Source organism: Streptomyces sp. HUAS CB01 (assembly GCF_030406905.1).
GTDB lineage: Bacteria > Actinomycetota > Actinomycetes > Streptomycetales > Streptomycetaceae > Streptomyces > Streptomyces chengbuensis.
The window spans coordinates 5,990,372-6,013,175 of sequence record NZ_CP129137.1; the positions used below are offsets into that span (position 1 = coordinate 5,990,372).

Genomic DNA, 22,804 nt, shown 5'->3' on the forward strand with positions numbered 1-22,804 from the left:
CGGGGACACGGGAAGTGGGGGGCACATGCTCCGATGTCCTGTGGGGGGAGCCGGCGTGGGAACCGGCCGGCGCAGCGGTCAGCGCGCATGGCGCTCGACGAGGCCCTCGACGATGAACTGCAGCGCGTCCGAGAAGTAGCGCTTGGTCTCGTGGAGGAAGTAGCGGGTCTGCTCCGCCTTCTCGACCCCGGCGGGGCTGAGGGTGACGCGCAGGGTCAGCGTCGGCCGTCCCGTCGCGTCGGTGCCGAGCTCGTTCACGATCTCCTCGATGCAGGGATCGTCGACCGGCCGGAACACCACGCGCTCGTGGTCCTCGAAGGTCACGCGCTCGTGCACCCGGTCGGTGTCGCGGACGGTGATCTCGCGGAGGAAACCGTCGTCGAAGCGCTCCAGGACGCGGCATGCCGTCACGGCGGGGACGTACGGGCTGGGGTTCTCGGCCTTGTGGACCAGTCCTTCCCAGACCTGGCCGGCGTCCGGGCCGACCGTGTGCCCGCCCGGACCGGCGACGGGGAGCGTCCAGCTGAAAGTGGCCATGTGAGGTGCCTTCCTGATCCGTGGGTCACCCGGGATTCTGGTCGGCCCGCAGTGCCGGGACATCGCATGAACGTGCGATCTCCGGGGGTTCGGCCACCGCGCACCACGGGTTCGCGCCGAGGCTCGCCGTCTACCGGCGACGGCCTCGCCCACGGCCGGAAAGCGACGGTTCCCGCCCTGCGTAACCGCGTCGCCATCCTCTTATCTAGACCGATCATTCAAACACGTGCTAGCTTTTGATCACGGGAACAGCAAGGCCATTCTCCGGGAATCCGCCCCTGTATTGGAATGAGTGTTCAACTGTGGGTACCGTCTCTGTGGACACCTCGCCCCACGCGGCACCGTCGCGACCCGGCCTGTCCTTCGCGTTGCTGGGCGCCGTCCAGATCACGCTGATCGCGACGATCACGGTGATCACGGTGGCCCTGCCCGCGATCCAGCGGGACTTACGGCTGACCGACACCGACCTCGTCTTCGCCACCTCCGCCTACAGCCTGTCCTTCGGAGGGCTGCTGGTCCTGGGCGGCCGGCTCGCCGACCTGCTCGGCCACCGCCGGGTGTTCGTCACCGGCACGGTCGTCTTCGGGGCCGCCTCGCTGGCAGCCGCTGCCGCCGGCGCGCTGTGGGTCCTGGTGGCCGCCCGTTTCGCGCAGGGCGTGGGCGCGGCGTTCGCCGCCCCCGCCGCGATGGCGCTGCTCGGCTCCGTCTTCCCGGACGCCGCACGGCGGACCCGGGCACTGGCCGTCTGGGGAGTCCTGGCGAGCATCGGGGCCGGCTCGGGCAACATCCTTTCGGGAGTGATCCTCTCCTGGGTCCAGTGGCGCTGGGTGTTCGTCGCTCCGGCCGTCGTGTCGGCGGTGGTCGCCCTGTGCGCACCGCTGCTGCCGGCGGGACCGGCGCGCCGCCCCGAACGGCTCGACGTGCCCGGCGCCGTGCTCATCACCGCGGGGTTGACCGCGTTCATCTACGGGCTGGGCGAATCGGACGGGGTCTGGACGGGAGTCGGCGTCCTCGGCCTCGCCCTGTTCGCGGTGACCCAGACCCGTACCTCCCGCCCACTGGTGCCGCCGGCGCTGCTGGCCTCCGCCCGCCGACTGGCCGCACTGCTCGCCATCGGCCTGACGGCCGCGGCGATGGCGACGTACTTCTTCGTCCTCGCGCTCTACTTCCAGCGGACGCTGGACTACTCACCGCTGCGCACCTCGGCCGCGTTCCTTCCGTCCGTCCTCGCGGTGCTGTTCACCGCGGCGGTCGGCGGCAGGGCGGCGCGCCGGTTCGGGGCGGGTGCCCTGACGGCCGCCGGACTCGCCCTCGGGGCGGCGGGAATGGGGCTGCTGAGCGGGCTCGGCGCGGACTCCTCCTACTGGGGGCTGCTCGCCGCCGGGATCACGCTCTTCCCGGTCGGTGCCGGCTTCACCTTCTCCGGGGCGACCGTGTGGGCCGTCGAGGGGACGGCACCCGAGGAGGCCGGCCTGGTGGGCGGAGTGGTGAACACGGCCATGGAGATCGGGCCACCGGTCGGACTGGCCGTCCTCGTACCGCTCGCCGTCTCGTACGCCGCCGGGCACGGCGGCAGCGGCGAGCCGGCGGCGGACGCGAGCGGGTACGGCTTCGCCTTCGGAATCGCGGCCGTCGCGCTGGCCGTCGCGTCCGCGCTCGTCCTGCTGCAGCGCGCCTCGAGGTCCTCCGGGACTCCCGCCCGCGGCTGAGACCGGGCCGTCCCGCGGAGGCGACGCCCGCCGCCGGCCGGTGACCGAACAGACCAACGCATCACGCAACAACACCACGCAACAGAGGAGTTCGTCATGAGCGCACGTTTCACCGACAAGGTCGTCCTCGTCACCGGCGCCGGCGGCGTACTGGGCCGCACCGCGGCGCTGTCCTTCGCCAAGGAGGGTGCGACCGTCGTCGTGGCCGACGTCAACGAGAGCGGCGTCGACGAGACGGTCAAGCTGATAGAGACCGAGGGCGGCAAGGGCTCCGGCGTCGTCGTCGACGTCACCAGCTCCGAGAGCGTCAGGGCGATGGTGGACACCGCGGTCTTCCGCCACGGTGGTCTGCACGTCGCCTTCAACAACGCGGGCATCCTCGGCGGCGGCACGCCGGTCGGCGAGCACGACGAGGACGTGTGGAACAAGGTGCTCGCCGTCAACCTCACCGGTGTCTTCCTCGCCCTCAAGCACGAGACCGCGCACATGGCGGCCAACGGTGGCGGTGTCATCGTCAACACCGCCTCGAACCTGGGCGCCCACTGGCGGCTGGCGGGCATGAGCGCCTACTCGACATCCAAGGCCGGGGTCAGCTTCCTGACCCGTACCGCCGCGCTCGAGTACATCCAGCACGGCGTGCGCATCAACTCCATCAGCCCGGGCCCGATCGACACCCCCATGTCCTACCTGCCGGGCGAGAGCCGCGAGCAGCGTGACGCCCGACTGGCGCCGACCGTGCCCCTGGGCCGCGTCGCGGACCCGCAGGAGGTCGCCAACGCCGTGCTGTGGCTGGCGTCGGAGGAGTCCAGCTACGTGGTCGGGCACGACCACGTGATCGACGGGGGCGCCACCGCCTGACCGGGAGAGGACGTACGGCGCGACGGCGCGCCGTGAGGAGGGAGTCGCGGACGCCGCGGCTCCCTCCGCTGTCTGCGGACCCCGCGGAAGCCGGCGTCCCGGCGACCTGACGAAGTCCGTCCGTACTGACGAAGTCCGCCCGTTGTGACCCAGTCCCCCCGACCTGACGGGAGGGGGGCTGACCTGACATTCCGCCGCCGAGCTGACACAGCTTGCCGACAGTGACGAAATTCCCCGGACCTGACGACATGGCGGGCGCCTGACATTCTCCGGCGCGTCTGACGTTGTTGCTCATTCCGCTTTGTCGCCCGGCCTTCCGGCAGGGCAGTCTTGCTTTCGTAACCGCCCGGAAAACGTGGAGACTTACGCATCCCCAGGGCGTGGCGGATTACACGGACTACGTTGCGCAGTGACACGGAAAGCGAGTCGATGCAGACGCTCAAGGCGACGAGGAGGGCCCGTCCGAGCAGGTCCCGTTCGGGCTGGAATTCGCTGACACCGACCGAATTGCAGGTGGCTCGCCTGGTGGCGATAGGGCTGAGCAACCGTGCCGTGGCCGAGGAACTGATGGTGTCCCCGCATACGGTCAACACGCATGTGAGAAACGCGTTCGTGAAACTCGATGTGTCAAGTCGGGTCCAGTTGACGCGGCATGTGCTGCGCCATGAGGCCGAGGATTTCTGACCGCCCGCCCACGTTTCAACGAAAGGACCTGAATTCTCATGTGCGGACTGGCCGGATGGGTGAGTTACGGACGAGACCTGACCGGGGCCGCCGACGTCGCGGCGGCGATGACCGCGACCATGGTCTGCCGGGGCCCCGACGCCGGCGGCCTCTGGACGTCACGGCACGCGATCCTCGGCCACCGCCGGCTCGCGGTCATCGACCTCGAGGGCGGTCGGCAGCCGATGGCCGCCTCGGACGACGCCGGGCTCCCGGTCATCACCTACACCGGCGAGGTGTACAACTTCAAGGAACTGCGGGCCGAACTGGGCGCGCTGGGACACGAGTTCCGCACGTCCAGCGACACCGAGGTGGTGCTGCGGGCCTACCTCGAGTGGGGTGCCTCGTTCGCCGAGCGCCTCAACGGCATCTACGCGTTCGCCATCTGGGACCCGCGCACCGAGGAACTCCTCCTGGTCCGGGACCGGATGGGCGTCAAGCCCCTCTACTACCACCCGACCGCCGACGGCGTGATCTTCGGTTCCGAGCCCAAGGCCATCCTCGCCCACGACGAGGTCGAGGCGGTCGTCGACGCCGACGGCCTGCGTGAGATGTTCAGCATCGTCAAGACACCCGGGCACGCAGTGTTCAAGGGCATGCGGGAGGTGCTGCCGGCCACCGTCGTCCGCTTCTCGCGCGACGGCAGCAGCGAGCTGACGTACTGGAAGCTGGAGGCCCGCGAGCACACCGACGACCTGGACACCACGGTCGGCCGTGTGCGGACCCTGCTGGAGGACATCGTCGACCGGCAGCTCGTCGCCGACGTGACCGTCGGCACCCTGCTCTCCGGCGGACTCGACTCCAGCGCCGTCACGGCGCTGGCGGCCGCCGCCCGCGCCCGGCGGGGCGTCACCGAGCCCATCCGGGCCTTCTCGGTCGACTTCGTGGGGCACGAGCAGCGCTTCGAGTCCAATGTGCAGTGGGAGGACCCGGACACCCCGTTCGCCGTCGAAGTGGCCGAGCGGGTCGGCGCCGAGCACATCGTCGTCGAGCTGGACAACGACGACATCCTCGACCCCGGGGTCCGCGAGGCCGTGCTGCGGGCACAGGACCTGCCCGTGTCCACCGGCGACATGGAGTACTCCCTGTACCTGCTCTGCCGGGCGCTGAGGGAGCGCATGACGGTCGCCCTCTCCGGAGAGGCCGCGGACGAACTGTTCGGCGGCTACACCTGGTTCCACGACAAGGAGGCCGTCGAGCTCGACAGCTTCCCCTGGCACCACCCCTTCGAGAAGGCCGGCGGCATCGGCGCGCTCCGCGACATCGGCCTGTGGGACCGCCTCGACCTCACCAACTACGTCAAGCAGCGCTATTCCGAGGCGCTGGAGGAGGTCCCCCGTCTGCCCGGCGAGACGGGCCACGAGGCCCGGATGCGGGAGCTGACCTACCTCAACATCACCCGGTGGGAGAACTTCCTGCTGGACCGCAAGGACCGCATCAGCATGGCGGTCAGTCTCGAGGTCCGGGTGCCGTTCACCGACCACCGGCTGGTCGAGTACGTCTACAACACCCCCTGGGCGATGAAGAACTTCGACGGACGGGAGAAGAGCCTGCTGCGCGCGGCGATGCGCGGAGTGCTCCCCGACTCGGTCCTGGACCGGAAGAAGAACCCGTACCCGTCGACCCAGGACCGCTCGTACGAACTCGCCCTGCGCCGGAAGGTCGAGGAGATCCTCACCGACGGCGCCCCGGTGCTGCGCATCGTCTCCGAGGAGGACGTGCGCCGGCTGCTCGACCGGCCGGCGGGCTCCTTCGCGGTCGGCGGTCCCTGGAGCGCCCGCGCCGTCCTCGAACGCCTGGTCGAGTTCAATGCCTGGGTCACCGCGTACGACGTCCGCGTCGAGTTCTGACGGCGCTCCCACCGGGCGGGCCCGTGCGGCCCGCCGGCGCCGGCCGTCGCTGCCGCCCGGCCGGCGCCGATCCGCACCGCACCCTTACCGCACTCGCCACCCGCTTCCCTGATGCCGTCCCGTGACGGTGTACCGGCCTACCACCCGTGGGGTTCCCGTGACCGACATGCACTCGCATCTGCGTACTCTGCCCGCCCTGCAGCAACCCGAATGGCCGGACGAGGCGCACGTGTCCCGCGTCCGCGACGAACTGGCGCACATGCCGCCGCTGGTCGACGCCGAGGCCGTGCACCGCCTCGGCGAACTACTGATGGAGGCGGCCGCCGGGCACATCCAGGTCCTCCAGGCGGGCGACTGCGCCGAGGACCCCGCCGAGTGCAACCCGTCGGACACCGCCCGCAAGGCCGCCCTGCTGGACGTGCTCGCCGGCACCATGAAGCTCGCCGCGCTGAAGCCGGTGCTGCGGGTGGGCCGGCTGGCCGGCCAGTTCGGCAAGCCGCGCTCCCGGCCCACCGAGACCGTCGGCGACCGTGAGCTGCCCGTGTACCGGGGCCACATGGTCAACCGCCCCGAGCCGGACCCCGAGGGCCGCCGCCCCGACCCGGCCCATCTGCTGTCCGGATACCGCGCCGCCGGCGACGCGATGCACCACCTCGGCTGGCGCACGCCCCGGCGCCACCGCCTCGAACTGCCCGTGTGGACCAGCCACGAGGCGCTGCTGCTGGACTACGAGATCCCCCTGCTGCGCCGCGAGCCGGACGGTTCCCTGCTGCTGGCCTCCACGCACTGGCCGTGGATAGGGGAGCGCACCCGCCAGGTCGACGGCGCGCACGTCGCGCTGCTCGCCGCCGTCAGCAACCCGGTCGCCTGCAAGATCGGACCCGGTATCGAGGTGGACGAACTCCTCGCCCTCTGCGGGAAGCTGGACCCCGAACGGCGCCCCGGCCGGCTCACGCTGATCGCCCGGATGGGCGCGACGGCCGCGGCCGAGCGGCTGCCCCGGCTGGTCCGGGCCGTCGCCTCGGCGGGACACCCCGTCATCTGGCTCAGCGACCCCATGCACGGCAACACGGTCAACGGCCCCAACGGGCTGAAGACCCGGTTCCTGGAGACCGTCGTGCAGGAGATCGACGCCTTCCAGCAGGCGGTGCGCGAGAACGGCGGTACCGCCGGCGGCCTGCACCTCGAGACGACCCCGGAGACGGTCACCGAGTGCGTGCGCAATGCCTCGTACCTCGACCGCGTCGGCGAGAAGTACCTGAGCTTCTGCGATCCGCGGCTCAACCCCGCCCAGGCGGTCGAAGTGGTCTCGGCCTGGCGCGGCTGACCGCGACCGGCGTCCCCGCCCGTCCGCGAACGCCACGCCACATCCCCAGTTCGGAGGAAACATGGAAGACAGGATCGCCCTGGTCACCGGGGCGGCCGGGGGTATCGGCGAAGCCGTCGTCCGTACCCTCGCGGAACGCGGCGCCCTGGTCGCCGCCCTGGACCGGGACCCCGCCCGGCTGGCGGACAGCGTCGGCCGGCTGACCGCCCGGGGACTGCGGGTCACCGCCGTCCCCGCCGACGTCACGTCGAGCGCGGACGTCGACCGTGCGGTAGCCGCCGTCGAGGACGCCCTGGGGCCGGTGGACCACCTGGTCAACGCCGCGGGAGTGCTGCGGCTCGGCGAGGCCCGCAAGCTCACCGACCGGGACTGGGAGGACACCTTCGCCGTCAACGCCACCGGTGTCTTCCACGTCTCCCGCGCGGTGGCGGACCGCATGGTGGCCCGGGGCAGGGGGGCCGTCGTCACGGTCGCCTCCAACGCGGCGGGCACCGCCCGCAGCGAAATGGCCGCGTACGCCGCCTCCAAGGCGGCGGCGACGGCGTTCACCAAATGCCTGGGCCTCGAGCTGGCCCCCCACGGCATCCGCTGCAACGTGGTCGCCCCCGGCTCCACGGACACCCCGATGCTCCGCGGTATGCACGCGGGCGGCACCGCCGTCCGCGACTCGGTCGCGGGAACACCCTCCGCCTACAAGGTCGGCATCCCCCTCGGCAAGGTCGCCCAGCCCGGCGACATCGCCGAGGCGGTCGCCTTCCTGCTGTCGGACGAGGCCGGCCACATCACTCTGCACAGTCTGACCGTGGACGGCGGGGCGACGCTCGGTGTCCAGTGAGGAGAGCACGGTGACCAGTCCCACCCCGGGCATACCGCCCGTCGAGACCTACCCCATGCCCGCCGAGGGCGACCTGCCGCCCGCCGCCGTCTCCTGGGCACCCGACCCGCGCCGCGCCGTCCTGCTGGTCCACGACATGCAGCGGTACTTCCTGCGGCCGTTCGCCGGCGGCGGCTCCCCCGGCGCTCCGCTCGTACGCAACGCCGCCCTGCTGCGTGAGCGGTGCGCCGCCGCCGGCATCCCGGTGGCGTACACCGCCCAGCCCGGTGACATGACCGTCGAACAACGCGGTCTGCTCCGCGACTTCTGGGGGCCGGGGATGCGTACGTCGCCCGAGGACCGCGAGGTGGTCGACGAACTGGCGCCCGGCCCGCGGGACTGGCTGCTCACGAAGTGGCGCTACAGCGCCTTCGCCCGAACCGACCTGCTGGACCGCATGCGCGCCGAGGGCCGTGACCAGCTCGTCGTCTGCGGCGTCTACGCCCACGTCGGTGTGCTGATGACGGCGGTGGACGCCTTCACCCACGACATCCAGCCGTTCCTCGCCGCGGACGCGGTGGCCGACTTCTCCGCCGACCACCACCGGCTGGCCCTGACCTACGCGGCGGAACGATGCGCACGGGTGGCCACCACCAAACACCTGCTGAACGAACTGGAGGACACCCGGTGACCGGTCCGAACACCGCCGTCGCGGAGCCTTCGCCGCCGGGCCGCGACGATCCGCTGGGGCAGGTCCTCGGGGACCGTCCGCCCGCCTTCGCCCTTCTGCACCGGCCGCACACCACCGGCCCCGGTGCCGTCGACCTCGTCCTCGGCGACGTCACCCGGTGCGCCACGCTCGCGGACGTGCCGGTGGCGGACGCGCCGGCCGGTGGCGGGGCCGGCGGGACGGACGGCGGGCACGAGGTGCTCGTCCTGGTGCCGTACCGGCAGCTCACCGAACGCGGCTTCGCCGCCGTCGACGACGGCGAACCCCTGCTCGCCCTGGAGGTGCGCGAGCAGGCGACGCTCCCGCTGGGCGACGTGCTCCGACGGCTGCCCGACGTGCCCGTGTCCCTGACCGACGGCCGGTTCGACACGGACGACGACACCTACGCCGCGCTGGTGCGCAGGGTCGTCGCCGACGAGATCGGCACGGGCGAGGGCGCCAACTTCGTCGTCAAGCGGTCGTTCACCGCGGACATCACCGGGTACACGCCCGCCGCCGCCCTGTCGTGCTTCCGGCGGCTGCTGGAGCGCGAGACCGGCGCCTACTGGACGTTCCTGATCCACACCGGCGAACGCACGTTCGTCGGGGCGTCCCCCGAGCGGCACGTCAGCCTGAGCGACGGAACCGCCGTGATGAACCCCATCAGCGGAACCTACCGCTACCCGGCCGGCGGCCCCACCCTCAGCGGCGTACTCGACTTCCTCGGCGACCCCAAGGAGACCGAGGAGCTCTACATGGTCGTCGACGAGGAACTGAAGATGATGGCCCGGATCTGCGAGACCGGTGGCCGGGTGACCGGCCCCCACCTCAAGGAGATGGCGCGGCTGGCCCACACCGAGTACTTCATCGAGGGCCGCACCACCCGGGACGTGCGCGACATCCTGCGCGAGACGCTGTTCGCCCCCACCGTCACCGGCTCCCCCCTGGAGAACGCCGCCAAGGTCATCAGCAGGTACGAGCCCGAGGGCCGCGGCTACTACAGCGGGGTCGCCGCGCTCATCGGCCGGGACGCGTCCGGCGGGCGCACACTGGACTCCGCCATCCTCATCCGCACCGCGGACATCGACCGCTCCGGCCGGCTGCGGATAGGCGTCGGGGCCACGCTGGTGCGTCACTCCGACCCCGCGTCGGAGGTCGCCGAGACCCGGGCGAAGGCGGCCGGGCTGCTCGCGGCCCTGGACGGACCCGGCCCCACCCCCCTCGCCACCGAGGAGCGGGTCCTCAGCGCCCTCGCCCGGCGCAACGAGACCATCGCCGACTTCTGGCTGACCGGGGCACCCGGCGACGCCACGGCCCGCGCCGCCGAACTGGCCGGCCGCAGCGTGCTGGTGGTGGACGCGGAGGACACCTTCACCGCCATGATCGGGCACCAGCTCAGGTCGCTCGGGCTCACGGTGACGGTGCGGCGGTTCGACGAGGCGTACGACACCGACGCCCACGACCTGGTCGTGATGGGACCCGGCCCGGGCGACCCCCGCCTGACGGACGACCCGAAGATCAGGCATCTGCGCGGCACCGTCGGACGACTGCTGGAGACCCGGAAGCCGTTCATGGCGGTCTGCCTGAGTCACCAGGTGCTCGCCACCCTCCTCGGTCTGCCCCTGGTCCGGCGGGACGTGCCCAACCAGGGCGTACAGCGCGAGATCGACCTCTTCGGGCAGCGGCAGCGCGTCGGCTTCTACAACACCTTCGCCGCGCGTGCCGACTCCGACAAGACCGAGCACCCCGTCCGCGGCGTCGTGGAGATCTGCCGGGACCCCGGGAACGGCGAGGTCCACGCCCTGCGCGGCAGCGGGTTCGCCTCCCTGCAGTTCCACGCCGAGTCGGTGCTGTCCCAGAACGGTGTGGCCGTCACCGAGTCCCTGCTGACGGAGGTGCTGCGCTCGTGCACGCGGTGATCGTGTGGTGGGACCTCGCCGGTTCGGCACAGACCGTGGAGTCGCTGCGCTCCTTCCTGCGGGACGAGGCCGTTGACCGCTTCGCCCGGGTTCCCGGCCTGAGGCTGAAGTTCTGGATCTCGGACACGGCCCGGCAGCGCTGGGGAGCCGTGCTGCTGTGGGAGTCCGCCGAGGCCGCCGCCGTGCCCCTGGCTCCGCGCGCCGCCGAACTCATCGGCCGCCCGCCGGACTCCGTGACCGCCTTCGACGTCGAGGCCACCGTCGAGGGGCTGTTCACCACGGCGGCCCTCGCCGGCCGTGGCATCGCCCTCGAGGAGTAGGGGGCCGGTGACGGCCGCCGGCCGTCACCGCGGTCGCACGTCCGGTCGGCGGCCCGCGCGCCGCCGCGCCGCGGCGCGTGACGACACAGGACCTCGGGGACGTGCCCGGCATCGCGCCGGGCCGTCACCCGTCCGTACGACTGGGAAGGGAAGCGAACACGACATGGCGAGGATCATCGTCGCCGGGGGCGGAATCGGCGGGCTGGCCGCCGCCCTGAGCGTCGCACGGCAGGGGCACGACGTCGTCGTGCTGGAACGCCGCCGGGCCTTCGAGGAACTCGGCGCCGGCATCCAACTCGGCCCCAACGCCTTCTGGGCCCTGGACCGTCTCGGTGTGGGCGCGGAGGTCCGCGGCAAGGCCGTCTTCATCGACCAACTTCGCCTCATGGACGGCACGTCGGGCGAGTGCGTGGCCCGGATGCCGCTCACCGGGCCCTACCGTGCGCGGTTCGGCAACCCGTACGCCGTCGTGCACCGCGGCGACCTGTACGAACCGTTGCTGCGGGCCTGCCGCGCCGACCCCCGCGTCGAGCTGGTCCCCGGAGCGCAGGTGACCGGCTACACCCAGGACGCCGGCAGGGTCACGGCCGCACTGGCGGACGCCACCGCGGTCACCGGCGACGCGCTGATCGGCGCGGACGGCATCCGCTCGGTGGTCCGCGCCCGGCTCGTCGGGGACGGCGAACCCCGTGTCTCCGGCCACACGATCTACCGCTCGGTGATCCCGATGGAGAAGGTCCCCGAGGACCTGCGCTGGAACACGGTCACGCTGTGGGCCGGCCCCAAGTGGCACTTCGTCCACTACGCCATCGGCGGCGGCAGGTACCTGAACCTCGCCGCCACCCGCGACGACGGCGCGACCGTCGCCGTCGCCGGGGACCCCGTCGAACGACGTCACGTGCTCGCGGAGTTCCCCGGTCTGCGCGGCACCGTCCGACGCCTGCTGGAACTCGGCGAGGACTGGCGGACGTGGGTCCTGTGCGACCGCGACCCCGTCGACACCTGGACCGACGGCCGCGTGGCGCTGCTCGGCGACGCCGCCCACCCCATGCTCCAGTACGCGGCCCAGGGCGCCTGCATGGCCCTGGAGGACGCCGTCGTCCTCGGTGGACTCCTCGACTGCGACGCCGGGTCCCTCGCCCCGCGCCTCGAGAAGTACGCGGCCGAACGCCGCGAACGCACGGCGCGGGCGCAGTTCGTCGCCCGTGAGATGGGCACCCGGCTGTACCATCCCGCCGGCGACGAGGCGAAGGCGCGCAACGCCATGCTGTCCGGACTCTCCGAGACCGACCTGTACGACAAGGTCGACTGGCTGCACGGCTTCTCGCCGTCGGTCGGGCCCGTCGGCGGGGCGGTCCGTTGAGCAGGTTGCGTTGGCTGACCGCGGGGGAGTCGCACGGACCCGCGCTGGTGGCGACGTTGGAGGGTCTTCCCGCCGGCGTCCCGGTCACCACGGGGATGGTGGCGGACCATCTGGCACGGCGGCGCCTGGGTTATGGACGTGGTGCGCGGATGAAGTTCGAGCGGGACGAGGTGACCTTCCTCGGTGGGGTGCGGCACGGGCTCACGCTGGGTTCTCCGGTCGCGGTCATGGTGGGCAACACGGAGTGGCCCAAGTGGGAGAAGGTGATGGCGGCCGATCCGGTCGATCCGGCCGAGCTGGCCGAGTTGGCTCGTAACGCGCCGTTGACCCGGCCCCGGCCTGGTCATGCGGATCTTGCGGGGATGCAGAAGTACGGCTTCGACGAGGCCCGGCCGGTGCTGGAGCGTGCGAGTGCCCGGGAGACCGCGGCGCGTGTCGCTCTGGGCGCCGTCGCCCGCTCCTATCTGAGGGAGACGGCGGGCGTCGAGATCGTCTCGCATGTGGTCGAGCTTGCCGCGGCCAGGGCTCCCCGCGGGGTGTACCCGACGCCGGCGGATGTGGAGAGGCTCGACGCCGACCCGGTGCGCTGCCTGGACGCGGACGCGTCGAAGGCGATGGTCGCGGAGATCGATCAGGCGCACAAGGACGGTGACACGCTCGGTGGTGTGGTGGAGGTGCTTGCCTACGGGGTGCCGGTGGGTCTGGGTTCGCACGTGCACTGGGACCGCCGGCTCGATGCGCGTCTGGCCGCGGCGCTGATGGGCATCCAGGCGATCAAGGGTGTGGAGGTCGGTGACGGTTTCGAGCTGGCCCGGGTGCCCGGTTCCCGGGCCCATGACGAGATCGTCTCCACCGAGGACGGCATCCGTCGCTCCTCCGGCCGCTCCGGCGGTACCGAGGGTGGTCTGAGCACGGGGGAGCTGCTGCGGGTGCGTGCGGCGATGAAGCCGATCGCGACCGTGCCGCGTGCGCTCAGGACGGTGGACGTGGTGACCGGCGAGTCCGCCGCGGCCCACCACCAGCGCTCGGATGTGTGTGCTGTGCCGGCGGCGGGGATCGTGGCCGAGGCGATGGTGGCGCTGGTGCTGGCGGACGCCGTCGCGGAGAAGTTCGGCGGTGACAGCGTTCCCGAGACCCGCCGCAATGTGCGCTCGTACCTCGAGAACCTGGCCGTCCGGTGAGCGACGCACACGAGGCCGCGCCCCCGCGGCCCGGCGCGGGCGGCCCGGGCGTTCGCCCGTTGCGTCGGGTCCTCGCTCGCGACAGGGCCGCAGTGCGTGCACCTTTCACTTCATGATCTGAATTCACTTCCCGGAAGGAAAGCACCCCGAGCCCCTTCCTGATGCTTCAGACTGGCTCCATGAATTCAACCTCTGAAGTCAGGTCGATGGCACGACAGTTGATCGGTTCAGTTGTCGGCGTAGCGGTGATGGCGGCGCTGTTCTCGGCCGGCACGGCCCAGGCGGCGCCGGTGGTGGCCCGGGCGGCGTCGACGGCGGCCGAGGGAGGCGAACCGGCGCCCGAGTGCGTCCGGTACACGGCGAGCTGGCGCTACACGCACGTCGCCAACGGCTGTGACACCACGCACCGGTTGACCGTGGAGTACGCCGACGGCTTCGACGTGCCCTGCCGTGAGGTGCGGCCCGGGGAGACGGTCACGTTCCCCGGGTACGGCACCGGCGGCAACAGCGTGCTGAGGGTGCGGCTCTGCACGTCGCCGTAGGGTGGCGGCTCATGGAGACACGATTCCGCGAGGGTGAGGTCATCGTCCGCCGGGAGATGCTGGACGGCCGTGAATGGCTGGTCTATCCCGTGCGGGTGGCGGCCGACGACGAGCACGCGCTCGCCGTGTACCTGGCCCGGGGCACACCCCTCACCTTCGGCCACGGCGACTTCCGCTGGGGCCCGCACGCGTGGCTCGCGTTCGCGCACGAGTGGCAGTCGAGCGGCGTGCTCCAACTCCAGCGCCCGGGCGAGGGGTACGCGGTGTGGGGCCGCTGGGAGGGCGGCACCCTGCGGGAGTGGTACGTCAACTTCCAGGCGCCGTTCGCCCGTACGGAGCGCGGGTTCGACACGCTCGACCACGAGCTGGACCTCGTCATCCCGGGCGACGGTTCCCCGTACCGGTGGAAGGACGTCGACCACTTCGACGAACGCGTGCGCACGGGCGGCCTCACGGCCGAGGAGGCGGCCGCCGTGCGAGCGGCCGCCTCCCGGGTCGTCGGTCTCGTGGAGCGCGGTCAGTGCTGGTGGGAGCGGTGGCGGGAGTGGGCGCCGCCCGCCGAGTGGGACGTGCCCGCGCCGGCCGCCCTGACGGACGGCGGCGCCCCCGGCGCCCGTTGAGGGCCGCTACCTACGGCCCGGTCGCCTCCCGGGGGGTCCGCTGCGCCCCGGTCGAATCGGCCGGCGCCGCGGCCCCCTTCGGGGTGACCGCCCGCACCAGGACGTGCAGAAGCCATTCCAGCGGTCCCCGGCCCGGCTGCGTGCCGCGGAAGGCACGGGCCCACAGCGCGCAGCCCACCAGGGACACCAGGCAGAACGCGCCCAGCGCCCCCCAGCCGTGCTGGGGCCGCAACTCGGCGCGGGCCAGCACATGGACGGCGTACACCGAGAGCCCCATCGTGCCCACGGTGGCCAGCGGGCGCATCAACGGGCGGAGCAGCCCGCCGCGGGCGGCGGCGACGGCGAGACCGAGGAGCAGCAGACCGGCGCCGATGTTGGCGACGGTCTCCAAGGGTGTCTGGCTGTACGGCCCGTCGACCAGCAGCCAGGCCCAGGAGGTGCTCGGTATCGCGCCCGCCTGGGAGGCGAGCACCACCTGCACCGGATCGGGGGCGTTCACCGCGGCCGGGTGGCTTTCGGCGACCGCCCGCAGAAGTGCCTCACGACCGCCGCCCGGCCCCAGCGCCAGCGCCGACAGCCCGTGCCCGGCCGCCGTGGCCAGGGCTCCCCAGCCGATGAGCCGGCCGGCGGTGCCCGGCCGGCTCGGATCCATCACGCGGCCCAGCGCCATGCCGACCAGCACGTACGGGAAGTAGGTGAGCCACGGGTACGCGCCGGACAGCAGCAGGGTCTCCAGCGCGTCGCCGAATCCCGGCAGGCTCGTGACCGCGTCGAACCCGGGGTAACGGCCGCGGCCGGACACACGGTGGCCGAAGTACGGCCCCAGCACGTAGGACAGCACGGGTCCGACGACCGGTGAGAGCGCCGCCAGTACGAGCAGGGTGCGGGTCCGCAGCCGGGCGAGCGGCTCGGCGGCCAGGAAGTACACCGCGAAGAAGGTCAGGATGACCGCGATCCCGGACCTCAGCTCCGCGAGGGCCAGACCCAGTGCCGCGAGCACCGCGCAGCGGACGAGCGTGCCGCGCCGAGCACTCCTCTCCGGAGGGCGCGGGCGGGTCCCGCCCCGGGAGAGCGACAGTGACAGCCCCGCGATCAGCGTGAAGATCGCGGGCGCGCGCCCGTCGAACGCGACGATCAGATGGCCCGCCCCCTCGGGCCTCGCCGGGGGGCCGATGTGCGCGGCGAACATCGCGAGGACCGCCACGGCGCGGGCGGCGTCCACGCTGGTCAGCCGCTTCCCCCGGTCTCCCCGGGCCCGCCGCTCTCCCCGGTCTTCCGGTACTCCGCCGTCCCCCTGCCGCCCCGGTACTCCGCCGTCCCCCTGCCGCCCCGGTTCTCCGCGCTCTCCGCGCTCTCCGCGGTGTTCGTGTTCCTCCCGCTCGCCGGGCTCCCGCCCGGTCGGTGTCGCCGCACCCGCTGTCCGTACCACCTGATCCGCCCCCGCGTCTCCGGTCCTGCCGCCGAACCGGTCGTACGGCCCGGGCGGGTCGTACGGCCCCGGATCGGCTCGAAATGGTCGACCTCATGTGTATCGGTACGCGGTGGAAGGCCCGAAACCGGGGCGCCCACGGCTCGCGTTGCGCCCGGCACCCGACGGCGGCAGCATGGGGAGACGGCCCGCGGGACGGGCCCCCGCCGGTGAGCCGGCGGCGACCGCCGGGACCCCCGGCGTGCAGGCGATGCGGCGATTTCCCCCAGATCAGCCGGTCATCCCGGGACGGCTGAGCGGGCGCCTCCGGCGCCAAGGAAGTCCGAGCGACTCCACCACGAGACCGATCAGCGTTCTTGCACGAGACGGATCTGCCACTCGGGTACACCGGCGACGTCGTCGCAGAGGCGGCCGATGCGGGCCGCGGCGCGGTGGAGCGCGCGCGGCGTCGTCCGGTACGGCGGCCATGTCGGACCGGCAACGCGCCGAACAACGACGTGTCCGTTCACTCAGCGCTCCGGACGAAGCTGGGAGTGAGCCATGACGACTGCGACCGCGTTGCACTGGATCGACGGCACCTGGGTCGGCCCGGGAGGCCGTGACGGCCCCGACGCCCGCACGGCGCCGGGCGGCCGGACGACGGACGGGGGTGCCGGCGACGGGCGCGAGATGGCCGCACGGGCGCTCGTGGCGGCCAGAAGGGCCTTCGGCGAGACGCGCTGGAAGGACGACCGCCATCTGCGTGCCAGGACCCTGCACGAGATGGCGGACGTGTTCGCCGCGCACGTCGGGCAGTTGACCGAGTCGCTGGCCCAGGCGGACGGAAAGCCGAGGCAGCACGCGCGCTTCGAGGCGGAGACGGTGCCGTCGCGGCTGCGGTACTTCGCCTCGCTCGTGCGCACCGGGCACGGCCGCGCGCTCGAAGTCGGCCCGGGGAAGTGCTCCCTCCTGCTGCGCCGCCCCCGCGGCGTCGCGGGAATCGTCGTGCCGCGCCGGTCCCCGGTCGCCCTGCTCGTCTGCTCCCTGGCCCCGGCCCTCGCGGCCGGTACGACCAGCGTGGTGCGGATGCCCGGGCAGACCGCGCGCGTCAACGCCCTGGTGTTCGGGATCCTCTCCGAGGTCCAGTCCCTGCCGCGCGGCGTCGTGAACGGGTTCACGGAGGAGGACGGCGCGGGCGCCCGCTACCTGGTCGCCGCCGCCGATGTGCCGTGCACCCTCGACGGGGCCGCCCGGGAGGCGTCGGCGATGGAGCACTTCGTCGAGTGCGAGCGGGTGACGATCACCCCGGGAACCATCCAGCGGTAGGAGGAACCCGGGCCAGGCGCCCGTACGGCACGGGTGGTTGACGGCCCGTCACGGGGAGCTGCGGGACCCGGCCCCGATCCGGCGCGGACGGGGACCGGTGCCGCCGCGGTCCTCGCCCCGGTGCACGACGGTCACCGCGGCGAGGGCCGCCGCCATGCCGACCGCGGTCTGTGTGCCGAACGGGGCTCCCCGAAGAGCAGTGCGCCCCGCACGGCCGTCACCGGCGCCATGAGCAACATCAGCGCATTGACCCGGGTCACCCCGGAGCGGCGCAGGATCAGCCGGTACAGGCCGTACCCGCCGCCTGCGGAGAGCGCCACCACCCGGGCGACGGCCGTCCGGGAGGAGGCGTCCGCGGGCGGCGCGGCAGCCCCCGGCCCGCGCGCCGAAGCCCCCGGGACGGCTCCGCGCCCCCGCCCTCCGGTTCACCGCGATGACGTCGCCGGCCTGCGTTCACGTCGCCGGCCGGCGCTCACTCCCGCACGCGCGCGATGAGCAGGGCCACGTCGTCCTCCACGGGCCCCCGCCGCAGCGAGTCCAGGAGGCGGTCGCACGTCTCCTCCAGGCCCGCGGTCGGCCCCGCCATCAGCGTGAGCAGCGCATGCAGCCGGGTGTCGATGTCCTGGTCGCGCGTCTCCACCAGACCGTCCGTGTAGAGCACCAGCGTGTCCCCGGGGGACAGGGCGAAGTCGACGGAGCAGAACTCCACCCCGCCGACGCCCAGCGGCACCCCGGTCGGCAGGTCGAGCAGCACGGGCGCCTCGCCGGGCCGCTGCAGCACCGGCGGCAGATGACCGGCCGTGGAGATGCACACCCGGCCCTTGTGCGGGTCGTACAGGGCGTACAGGCACGTCGCGATGTACGGCTCCAGTTCACCGGTGATCGAGTCCAGGTGCCGCAGCACCTCGTCGGGCCCGAGCCCCAGGGAGGCGAGGGTCTGGGTGGCGGTGCGCAGCCGCCCCATGGCCGTCGCCGCGTTGATGCCGCTGCCCATCACGTCGCCCACCACCAGCGCGGTCTTCCCGTCGCTGAGGGGGAGGATGTCGAACCAGTCGCCGCCGACCTCGCTGACCGCTCCCGCGGGCTGGTAGCGGGAGGCGACCTCCAGTCCGACCAGGTTCGGCGGATGCCGCGGCAGCAGACTGCGCTGGAGGGCGAGCGCCGCGTTGCGCTGCTGCTGGTACCAGCGCGCGTTGTCGATGCACACCGCGGCCCGGCTCGCCAGCTCGCTGGCCAGCAGCACGTCGTCGGAGTCGAAAGGGACCGGGTTGCGGAACCGCTTGAGGTCCAGCGCTCCGAGCACCTCCCCGCGGGCGATCAGCGGCACCGCCATGTACGAGTGCACCCCCGCCGCCGCCAGCAGCACCGCCGCCGACGCGTCCCGCGCGATCCGGGGCAGGTCCTCGTTCGCCACGTGCGGCACCACGACCGGCTCGCCCGTCTGCACGCACTGGGTGACCAGCCGGTCGGCCTCGTAACGGGTGATCTCGCCCGGTGGGTCGGCCGCCTGCACGGCGACGGTCGGATGGGCGGCCGCGACGGCGAGCGCGCGGAACACCGCCGTGCTGCCGGCCTGCACCGACTCGCGCCGCCCCTCGACCGCCGAGTCCAGTACGTCCACCGCGGCGATGTCGGCAAGCTCGGGCACCGCCACATCGGCAAGCTCCCGCGCGGTCTCCCACAGGTCCAGGGTGGTGCCGATCCGCATCGACGCGTCGGCCACCAGGGACAGCCGGTGCCGGGCCCGCTCCGCCTCCTTGGCGGCGTGGTGCCGGTCCGTCACGTCCACCACGGACGCCGCCACCCCGAGGATGCGGCCGCGAGGGTCCTCCAGCCGGTACAGGGAGACCGACCAGGCGCGCTCGGTGTCCAGGTCGGACGGTGTGCGCCCGAGCACCTGGCGGTCCACCATCGGCGTACCGGTCTCCAGCACCCGGCGCATCGCGGCCTCGAGCCGGGCGGCGTCCAGGAACGGCAGGGTCTCGCTCACACGGCGGCCCACGTGCTGCTCCGCGGGGAGCCCGCTGACGCCCGCCAGGGCCGGGTTGACCGTCACACACCGCAGTTCGGGGTCGAGCACGGCCAGACCGATCGGGGACTGGTCGACCAGCCGCACCGACAGGGCCAGGTCGCGCTCCACCTGGCGCAGGGTCTCCTGGCTGGTGGACAGCCCCAGCGCGTAGAAACCGCCGTGCCGGTCCTGGAGCCGCATGTTGCGGAACTCCAGCTGCCGGATCGCGCCGTCCTTGTGCCTCACCGGGAACACCCCGGCCCAGTTCTCGCCGCTCTCCATCACGCTCGAGAACAGCTCGAGGACGGTCTCGATGTGCTCCTCCTCGACCAGCAGCCGCAGCGCGAACTCCCCGAGCGCCTCCTCCGCGGTGTAGCCCAGCAGTTCCTCGGCCTGCTGGCTCCACAGGGCGATCCGCCCCTCCGCGTCCAGCACCACCGGTGCCAGACCGAGCACGTCGAGCAGCCCGCCGGGCGGGGCGGGGCCCGCCTCCACGCTCGGTACCAGGTCACCGGGGAACGCTTCGGTGCCACCCATCCGCAGCTGCTCCTCCCGCCACCGTCACAGGGTATTTGTGCAGGTCATGCCCACCCCGCCGGAAACCTGGGCGCTCTTATCGTCCCTCCGTGCCCGGATCCGTGCAGCTTCGGCCCCACCGGTCAGCCCGGCAGCTCCTGCTCGGTCCAGACAGTCTTGCCCTCATGCGCGTGCCGTGTACCCCACCGTGACGTCAGTTGTGCCACGAGCAGCAGGCCGCGGCCGCCCTCGTCGGTGCTGCGGGCCCGTCGCAGATGCGGCGAGGTGCTGCTGGGGTCGGAGACCTCGCAGATCAGCCGGTGCAGACGGATGAGTCTCAGGGTCACCGGGCCGCCGGCGTAGCGGTAGGAGTTGGTGACGAGTTCGCTCACGATCAGCTCGGTGGTGAAGATCATCTCCTCCAGGCCCCACTCGGTCAGCTTCTCCGCGGTCAGCACCCGGGCCCGGGCCGGCGCGGTCGGCTCGGCGGGCAGCACCCACGTCGCGACCTGCTCGGACGCGAGGGTGCGGGTCCTGGCCAGCAGCAGGGCCACGTCGTCGGTGGGCCGCGCGGGCAGCAGCGCGTCCACCACGGACTGGGCCATGTCCTCCAGCGGCCGGTCGCGGCCGCTCAGGGCCTCCGACAACCGGTCGAGCCCGGCGTCGACGTCGTGCGCGTCGCCCTCGATGAGCCCGTTGGTGTACAGGGCGAGCACGCTGTTCTCCGGCAGCTCCAGCTCCTCGGACTCGAACGGCAGCCCGCCGAGGCCCAGCGGCGGCCCGGCCGGCAGGTCGGGCAGGCTCACCTCGCCGTCCGGCGCCACGAGCGCGGGCGGCGGATGACCGGCGCGGGCCACGGAACAGATCCGGGACACCGGGTCGTACACGGCGTACAGGCACGTGGCGCCCACCACCTGCTCGCCGGGTGAGCCCTCGTCGCCGTGCTCCTGCTCGCCGGCCAGCCGGGTGACGAGGTCGTCGAGGTGGGACAGCACCTCGTCCGGTTCCAGGTCCAGGTCGGCCAGGGTGTGCACGGCGGTGCGCAGCCGTCCCATCGTCGCGGCCGCGTTGATGCCGTGGCCCACGACGTCGCCGACGACCAGCGCGACCCGGGCCCCGGAGAGCGGGATCACGTCGAACCAGTCACCGCCGACCCCCGCGGCGCCGCCCGCCGGCAGGTACCGGTGCGCGACGCGCACCGCCGGCTGCGAGGGAACCTCGCGCGGCAGCAGCCTGCGCTGCAGGGCCAGCGCCGTGCGGTGCTCCTGGGTGTAACGGCGGGCGTTGTCGATGGCGATCCCGGCCCGCCCGGCGAACTCGTTCGCCAGCGTCAGGTCGTCCTCCTCGAAGGGCTCCGGGACGACGTACCGCCACAGGCAGACGAGCCCCAGCACCAGGCCCCTGGCGGTCAGCGGCACGACCATCAGCGAGTGGACGCCCAGCGTCCGGGCGTGCTCGGTCCGTTCGGGGTCCAGGCCCAGCTCCACGTCTTCGGGGTCCATGTGGGGCACCAGCACGGGGCGCCGGCTCACCAGGCACCGGGCCTGCGGCGAGTCCTTCGGGAACGACCGGAGCGTGCCCACCGGGTACATCACCTGCTCGGGGAACGGCGCCACCGACTTGAACGCGGACCTGCGCAGCGGTCCGCCGCGCTCCGGGAACAGCGCCTCGCCGAGCCCGACGGCCGGCAGCAGGTCGACCGTCACACAGTCGGCGATTCCTGGCACGGCGACGTCCACCAGCTCCTGCGCCGTGGTCTCCACGTCCAGCGTGGTGCCGATGAGCTCGCTCGCCTCGTTCAGCATCGCCAGCCGGCGGCGCGCCCGGTGCCGGTCGGTGACGTCCTCCACCAGCTGGGTCACCCCGAGCGTCCGGCCGCCCGAGTCCTCCATGCGGAAGGCCGACACCGCCACGTAGCGTTCGACCCCGGGCTCGATGAGCAGCCGGCACGACTGCTCGGTGAAGATCATCGGGGTGCCGGTCTCCAGGACCTCGTTCAGCCGGGACTCGATCGTCTCGGCGTCCGCGGCCACCAGGAAGTCACCGATGCGATGGCCCCGGGCCTGGTCGCTGGTGATGCCACCGATGTGTGCTATCGGCCGGTTGATCCGCAGGATCGCCAGCTCCGGGTCGTGCACCGACAGACCGATGGGGGAGCGGCAGAACAGCCCCTCCATGACCGACCTGTCGATCTCCCACTGGGCGACCTCCCCGGCCGGTGCGCCCACCAGCAGCCACTCGTCCGCCCTGCCCGCCCGTATCACCCGTCTGGCCCGGACCCCGAAACGGGACCGGCGGCCCTCCCGGTCGAGGACGGGCACCACCCCGAACCAGCCCCCGTCCCGGACGCAGTCCGCCGCGGCCTCCCGCACGAGGCCGTGGTCACGGGCGGCGACGAGGAAGTCCTCCGCACGGCGCCCGAGAGCCTCGGCGTCCGTGAACCCCAGGACTTCGCGCGCGCGCTCGCTCCAGCCGACCACCGACCCCCGCTCGTCCAGCACGACGGAGATGGCCCGCCCCAGCGAGAACGGGTCCTCCGGGCTCTCACTGATCAGGGTCACGGATCCGGTCATCACTCTCATGCTCCACCGGCTCCGACGGTTGCGCACGCCCCGTGGCCCGTTTGACGCCGATACACCGGGAGGCCCCCTGTGCGGCGACGGCGGGCACGTCCGGCGGCGAACGACGCGGGCGCGACGGCGGACGGTCCTCCGGGGAGACGCCGGCATGCGATCTCGATCGCGGCGGCGCACCCTGGAGCCATGGCGGCCGTCCGCCCGTGCAGTGTGCTCCCGGGCGGGTGCGTCTGCCAACAGGTGTGCGGTCCCGCTCCGTTCAGGACGCCGCCCGGTCACGGCGGGTCAGCTCCGGTGTCCGGGGACGGGAGCCGGCAGGGCGTCGCCGTGGTGGGCCATGACCCTCTCCTGCCCCATGTCGGAAGAAGGACCCCGACGACGCCGACGAGGCCGCCGTCCCGGACCCGAGGTGGTGCCGGCCGCGTCCGTCCAACGGCCTCGGCACCGACAGCGTCAACACGTCGGAGCACGGCGGCACACCGCCGGCACCGTTGA

Annotated in this window: 18 protein-coding genes; 14 read left to right on the plus strand and 4 right to left on the minus strand. The window is 72.8% G+C overall.

Features of this window, described 5'->3' with window-relative positions; genetic code table 11:
- Positions 1-78: 78 nt before the first annotated feature.
- A complete protein-coding gene (locus QRN89_RS26435; protein WP_290351861.1) occupies positions 79-537 on the minus strand; it encodes an AtaL-like protein in 459 nt (152 codons plus the stop codon).
- Positions 538-839: 302 nt separating this feature from the next.
- Between QRN89_RS26435 and QRN89_RS26440 the strand changes: the two genes are divergently transcribed.
- From QRN89_RS26440 to QRN89_RS26500, 13 genes are all read left to right on the plus strand, one after another.
- Entirely contained in the window at positions 840-2,246 is a 1,407-nt protein-coding gene (locus tag QRN89_RS26440) for an MFS transporter (RefSeq protein WP_290351862.1), read from the plus strand.
- Between the two features lie 96 nt (positions 2,247-2,342).
- Positions 2,343-3,104 (plus strand): SDR family NAD(P)-dependent oxidoreductase, encoded by a 762-nt coding sequence (locus QRN89_RS26445; protein WP_290351863.1) that lies wholly within the window; start codon positions 2,343-2,345, stop codon positions 3,102-3,104.
- Positions 3,105-3,533: 429 nt separating this feature from the next.
- On the plus strand, positions 3,534-3,788 hold the full coding sequence (locus tag QRN89_RS26450) for a response regulator transcription factor (protein WP_290351864.1): 255 nt from the start codon (positions 3,534-3,536) through the stop codon (positions 3,786-3,788).
- Positions 3,789-3,826: 38 nt separating this feature from the next.
- On the plus strand, positions 3,827-5,677 hold the full coding sequence (asnB, locus tag QRN89_RS26455; protein WP_290351865.1) for an asparagine synthase (glutamine-hydrolyzing): 1,851 nt from the start codon (positions 3,827-3,829) through the stop codon (positions 5,675-5,677).
- Positions 5,678-5,843: 166 nt separating this feature from the next.
- The gene (locus QRN89_RS26460; RefSeq protein ID WP_290351867.1) at positions 5,844-7,004 is read left to right on the plus strand and encodes a 3-deoxy-7-phosphoheptulonate synthase; all 1,161 of its coding nucleotides are present in this window, start codon (positions 5,844-5,846) and stop codon (positions 7,002-7,004) included.
- Positions 7,005-7,065: 61 nt separating this feature from the next.
- Positions 7,066-7,839: a 2,3-dihydro-2,3-dihydroxybenzoate dehydrogenase gene (locus QRN89_RS26465; protein WP_290351869.1), complete on the plus strand. Its 774-nt coding sequence runs from the start codon at positions 7,066-7,068 to the stop codon at positions 7,837-7,839.
- Positions 7,840-7,894: 55 nt separating this feature from the next.
- Positions 7,895-8,509 (plus strand): isochorismatase family protein, encoded by a 615-nt coding sequence (locus tag QRN89_RS26470; RefSeq protein WP_290353866.1) that lies wholly within the window; start codon positions 7,895-7,897, stop codon positions 8,507-8,509.
- Positions 8,452-10,446, plus strand: a complete 1,995-nt coding sequence (locus QRN89_RS26475) for an anthranilate synthase family protein (protein WP_390702673.1) — start codon at positions 8,452-8,454, stop codon at positions 10,444-10,446. Before QRN89_RS26470 ends, QRN89_RS26475 begins: the two co-directional genes overlap by 58 nt.
- The gene (locus QRN89_RS26480) at positions 10,434-10,766 is read left to right on the plus strand and encodes a hypothetical protein (RefSeq protein ID WP_290351871.1); all 333 of its coding nucleotides are present in this window, start codon (positions 10,434-10,436) and stop codon (positions 10,764-10,766) included. Before QRN89_RS26475 ends, QRN89_RS26480 begins: the two co-directional genes overlap by 13 nt.
- Positions 10,767-10,929: 163 nt before the next feature.
- Complete coding sequence (locus QRN89_RS26485) at positions 10,930-12,129, plus strand: 3-hydroxybenzoate 6-monooxygenase (protein ID WP_290351872.1); 1,200 nt, start codon at positions 10,930-10,932, stop codon at positions 12,127-12,129.
- Complete coding sequence (gene aroC, locus QRN89_RS26490) at positions 12,126-13,310, plus strand: chorismate synthase (RefSeq protein ID WP_290348229.1); 1,185 nt, start codon at positions 12,126-12,128, stop codon at positions 13,308-13,310. Before QRN89_RS26485 ends, aroC begins: the two co-directional genes overlap by 4 nt.
- 206 nt (positions 13,311-13,516) lie before the next feature.
- Positions 13,517-13,852, plus strand: a complete 336-nt coding sequence (locus QRN89_RS26495; protein ID WP_290351873.1) for an alpha-amylase inhibitor — start codon at positions 13,517-13,519, stop codon at positions 13,850-13,852.
- Between the two features lie 11 nt (positions 13,853-13,863).
- Complete coding sequence (locus tag QRN89_RS26500) at positions 13,864-14,472, plus strand: ribonuclease FAU-1 family protein (RefSeq protein ID WP_290351874.1); 609 nt, start codon at positions 13,864-13,866, stop codon at positions 14,470-14,472.
- Between the two features lie 10 nt (positions 14,473-14,482).
- Here the strand turns inward: QRN89_RS26500 and QRN89_RS26505 are convergent, their stop codons facing one another.
- Positions 14,483-15,694, minus strand: a complete 1,212-nt coding sequence (locus QRN89_RS26505) for a DUF418 domain-containing protein (RefSeq protein ID WP_290351875.1) — start codon at positions 15,692-15,694, stop codon at positions 14,483-14,485.
- 747 nt (positions 15,695-16,441) lie between these two features.
- Here QRN89_RS26505 and QRN89_RS26510 point away from each other — a divergent pair.
- Positions 16,442-17,206, plus strand: a complete 765-nt coding sequence (locus QRN89_RS26510; RefSeq protein WP_290351876.1) for an aldehyde dehydrogenase family protein — start codon at positions 16,442-16,444, stop codon at positions 17,204-17,206.
- 472 nt (positions 17,207-17,678) lie between these two features.
- Here the strand turns inward: QRN89_RS26510 and QRN89_RS26520 are convergent, their stop codons facing one another.
- Positions 17,679-19,754, minus strand: coding sequence for a SpoIIE family protein phosphatase (locus QRN89_RS26520; RefSeq protein ID WP_290351877.1), 2,076 nt, complete (start codon positions 19,752-19,754; stop codon positions 17,679-17,681).
- Positions 19,755-19,876: 122 nt separating this feature from the next.
- Entirely contained in the window at positions 19,877-22,306 is a 2,430-nt protein-coding gene (locus QRN89_RS26525; RefSeq protein ID WP_290351878.1) for an ATP-binding SpoIIE family protein phosphatase, read from the minus strand.
- Positions 22,307-22,804: the final 498 nt, after the last annotated feature.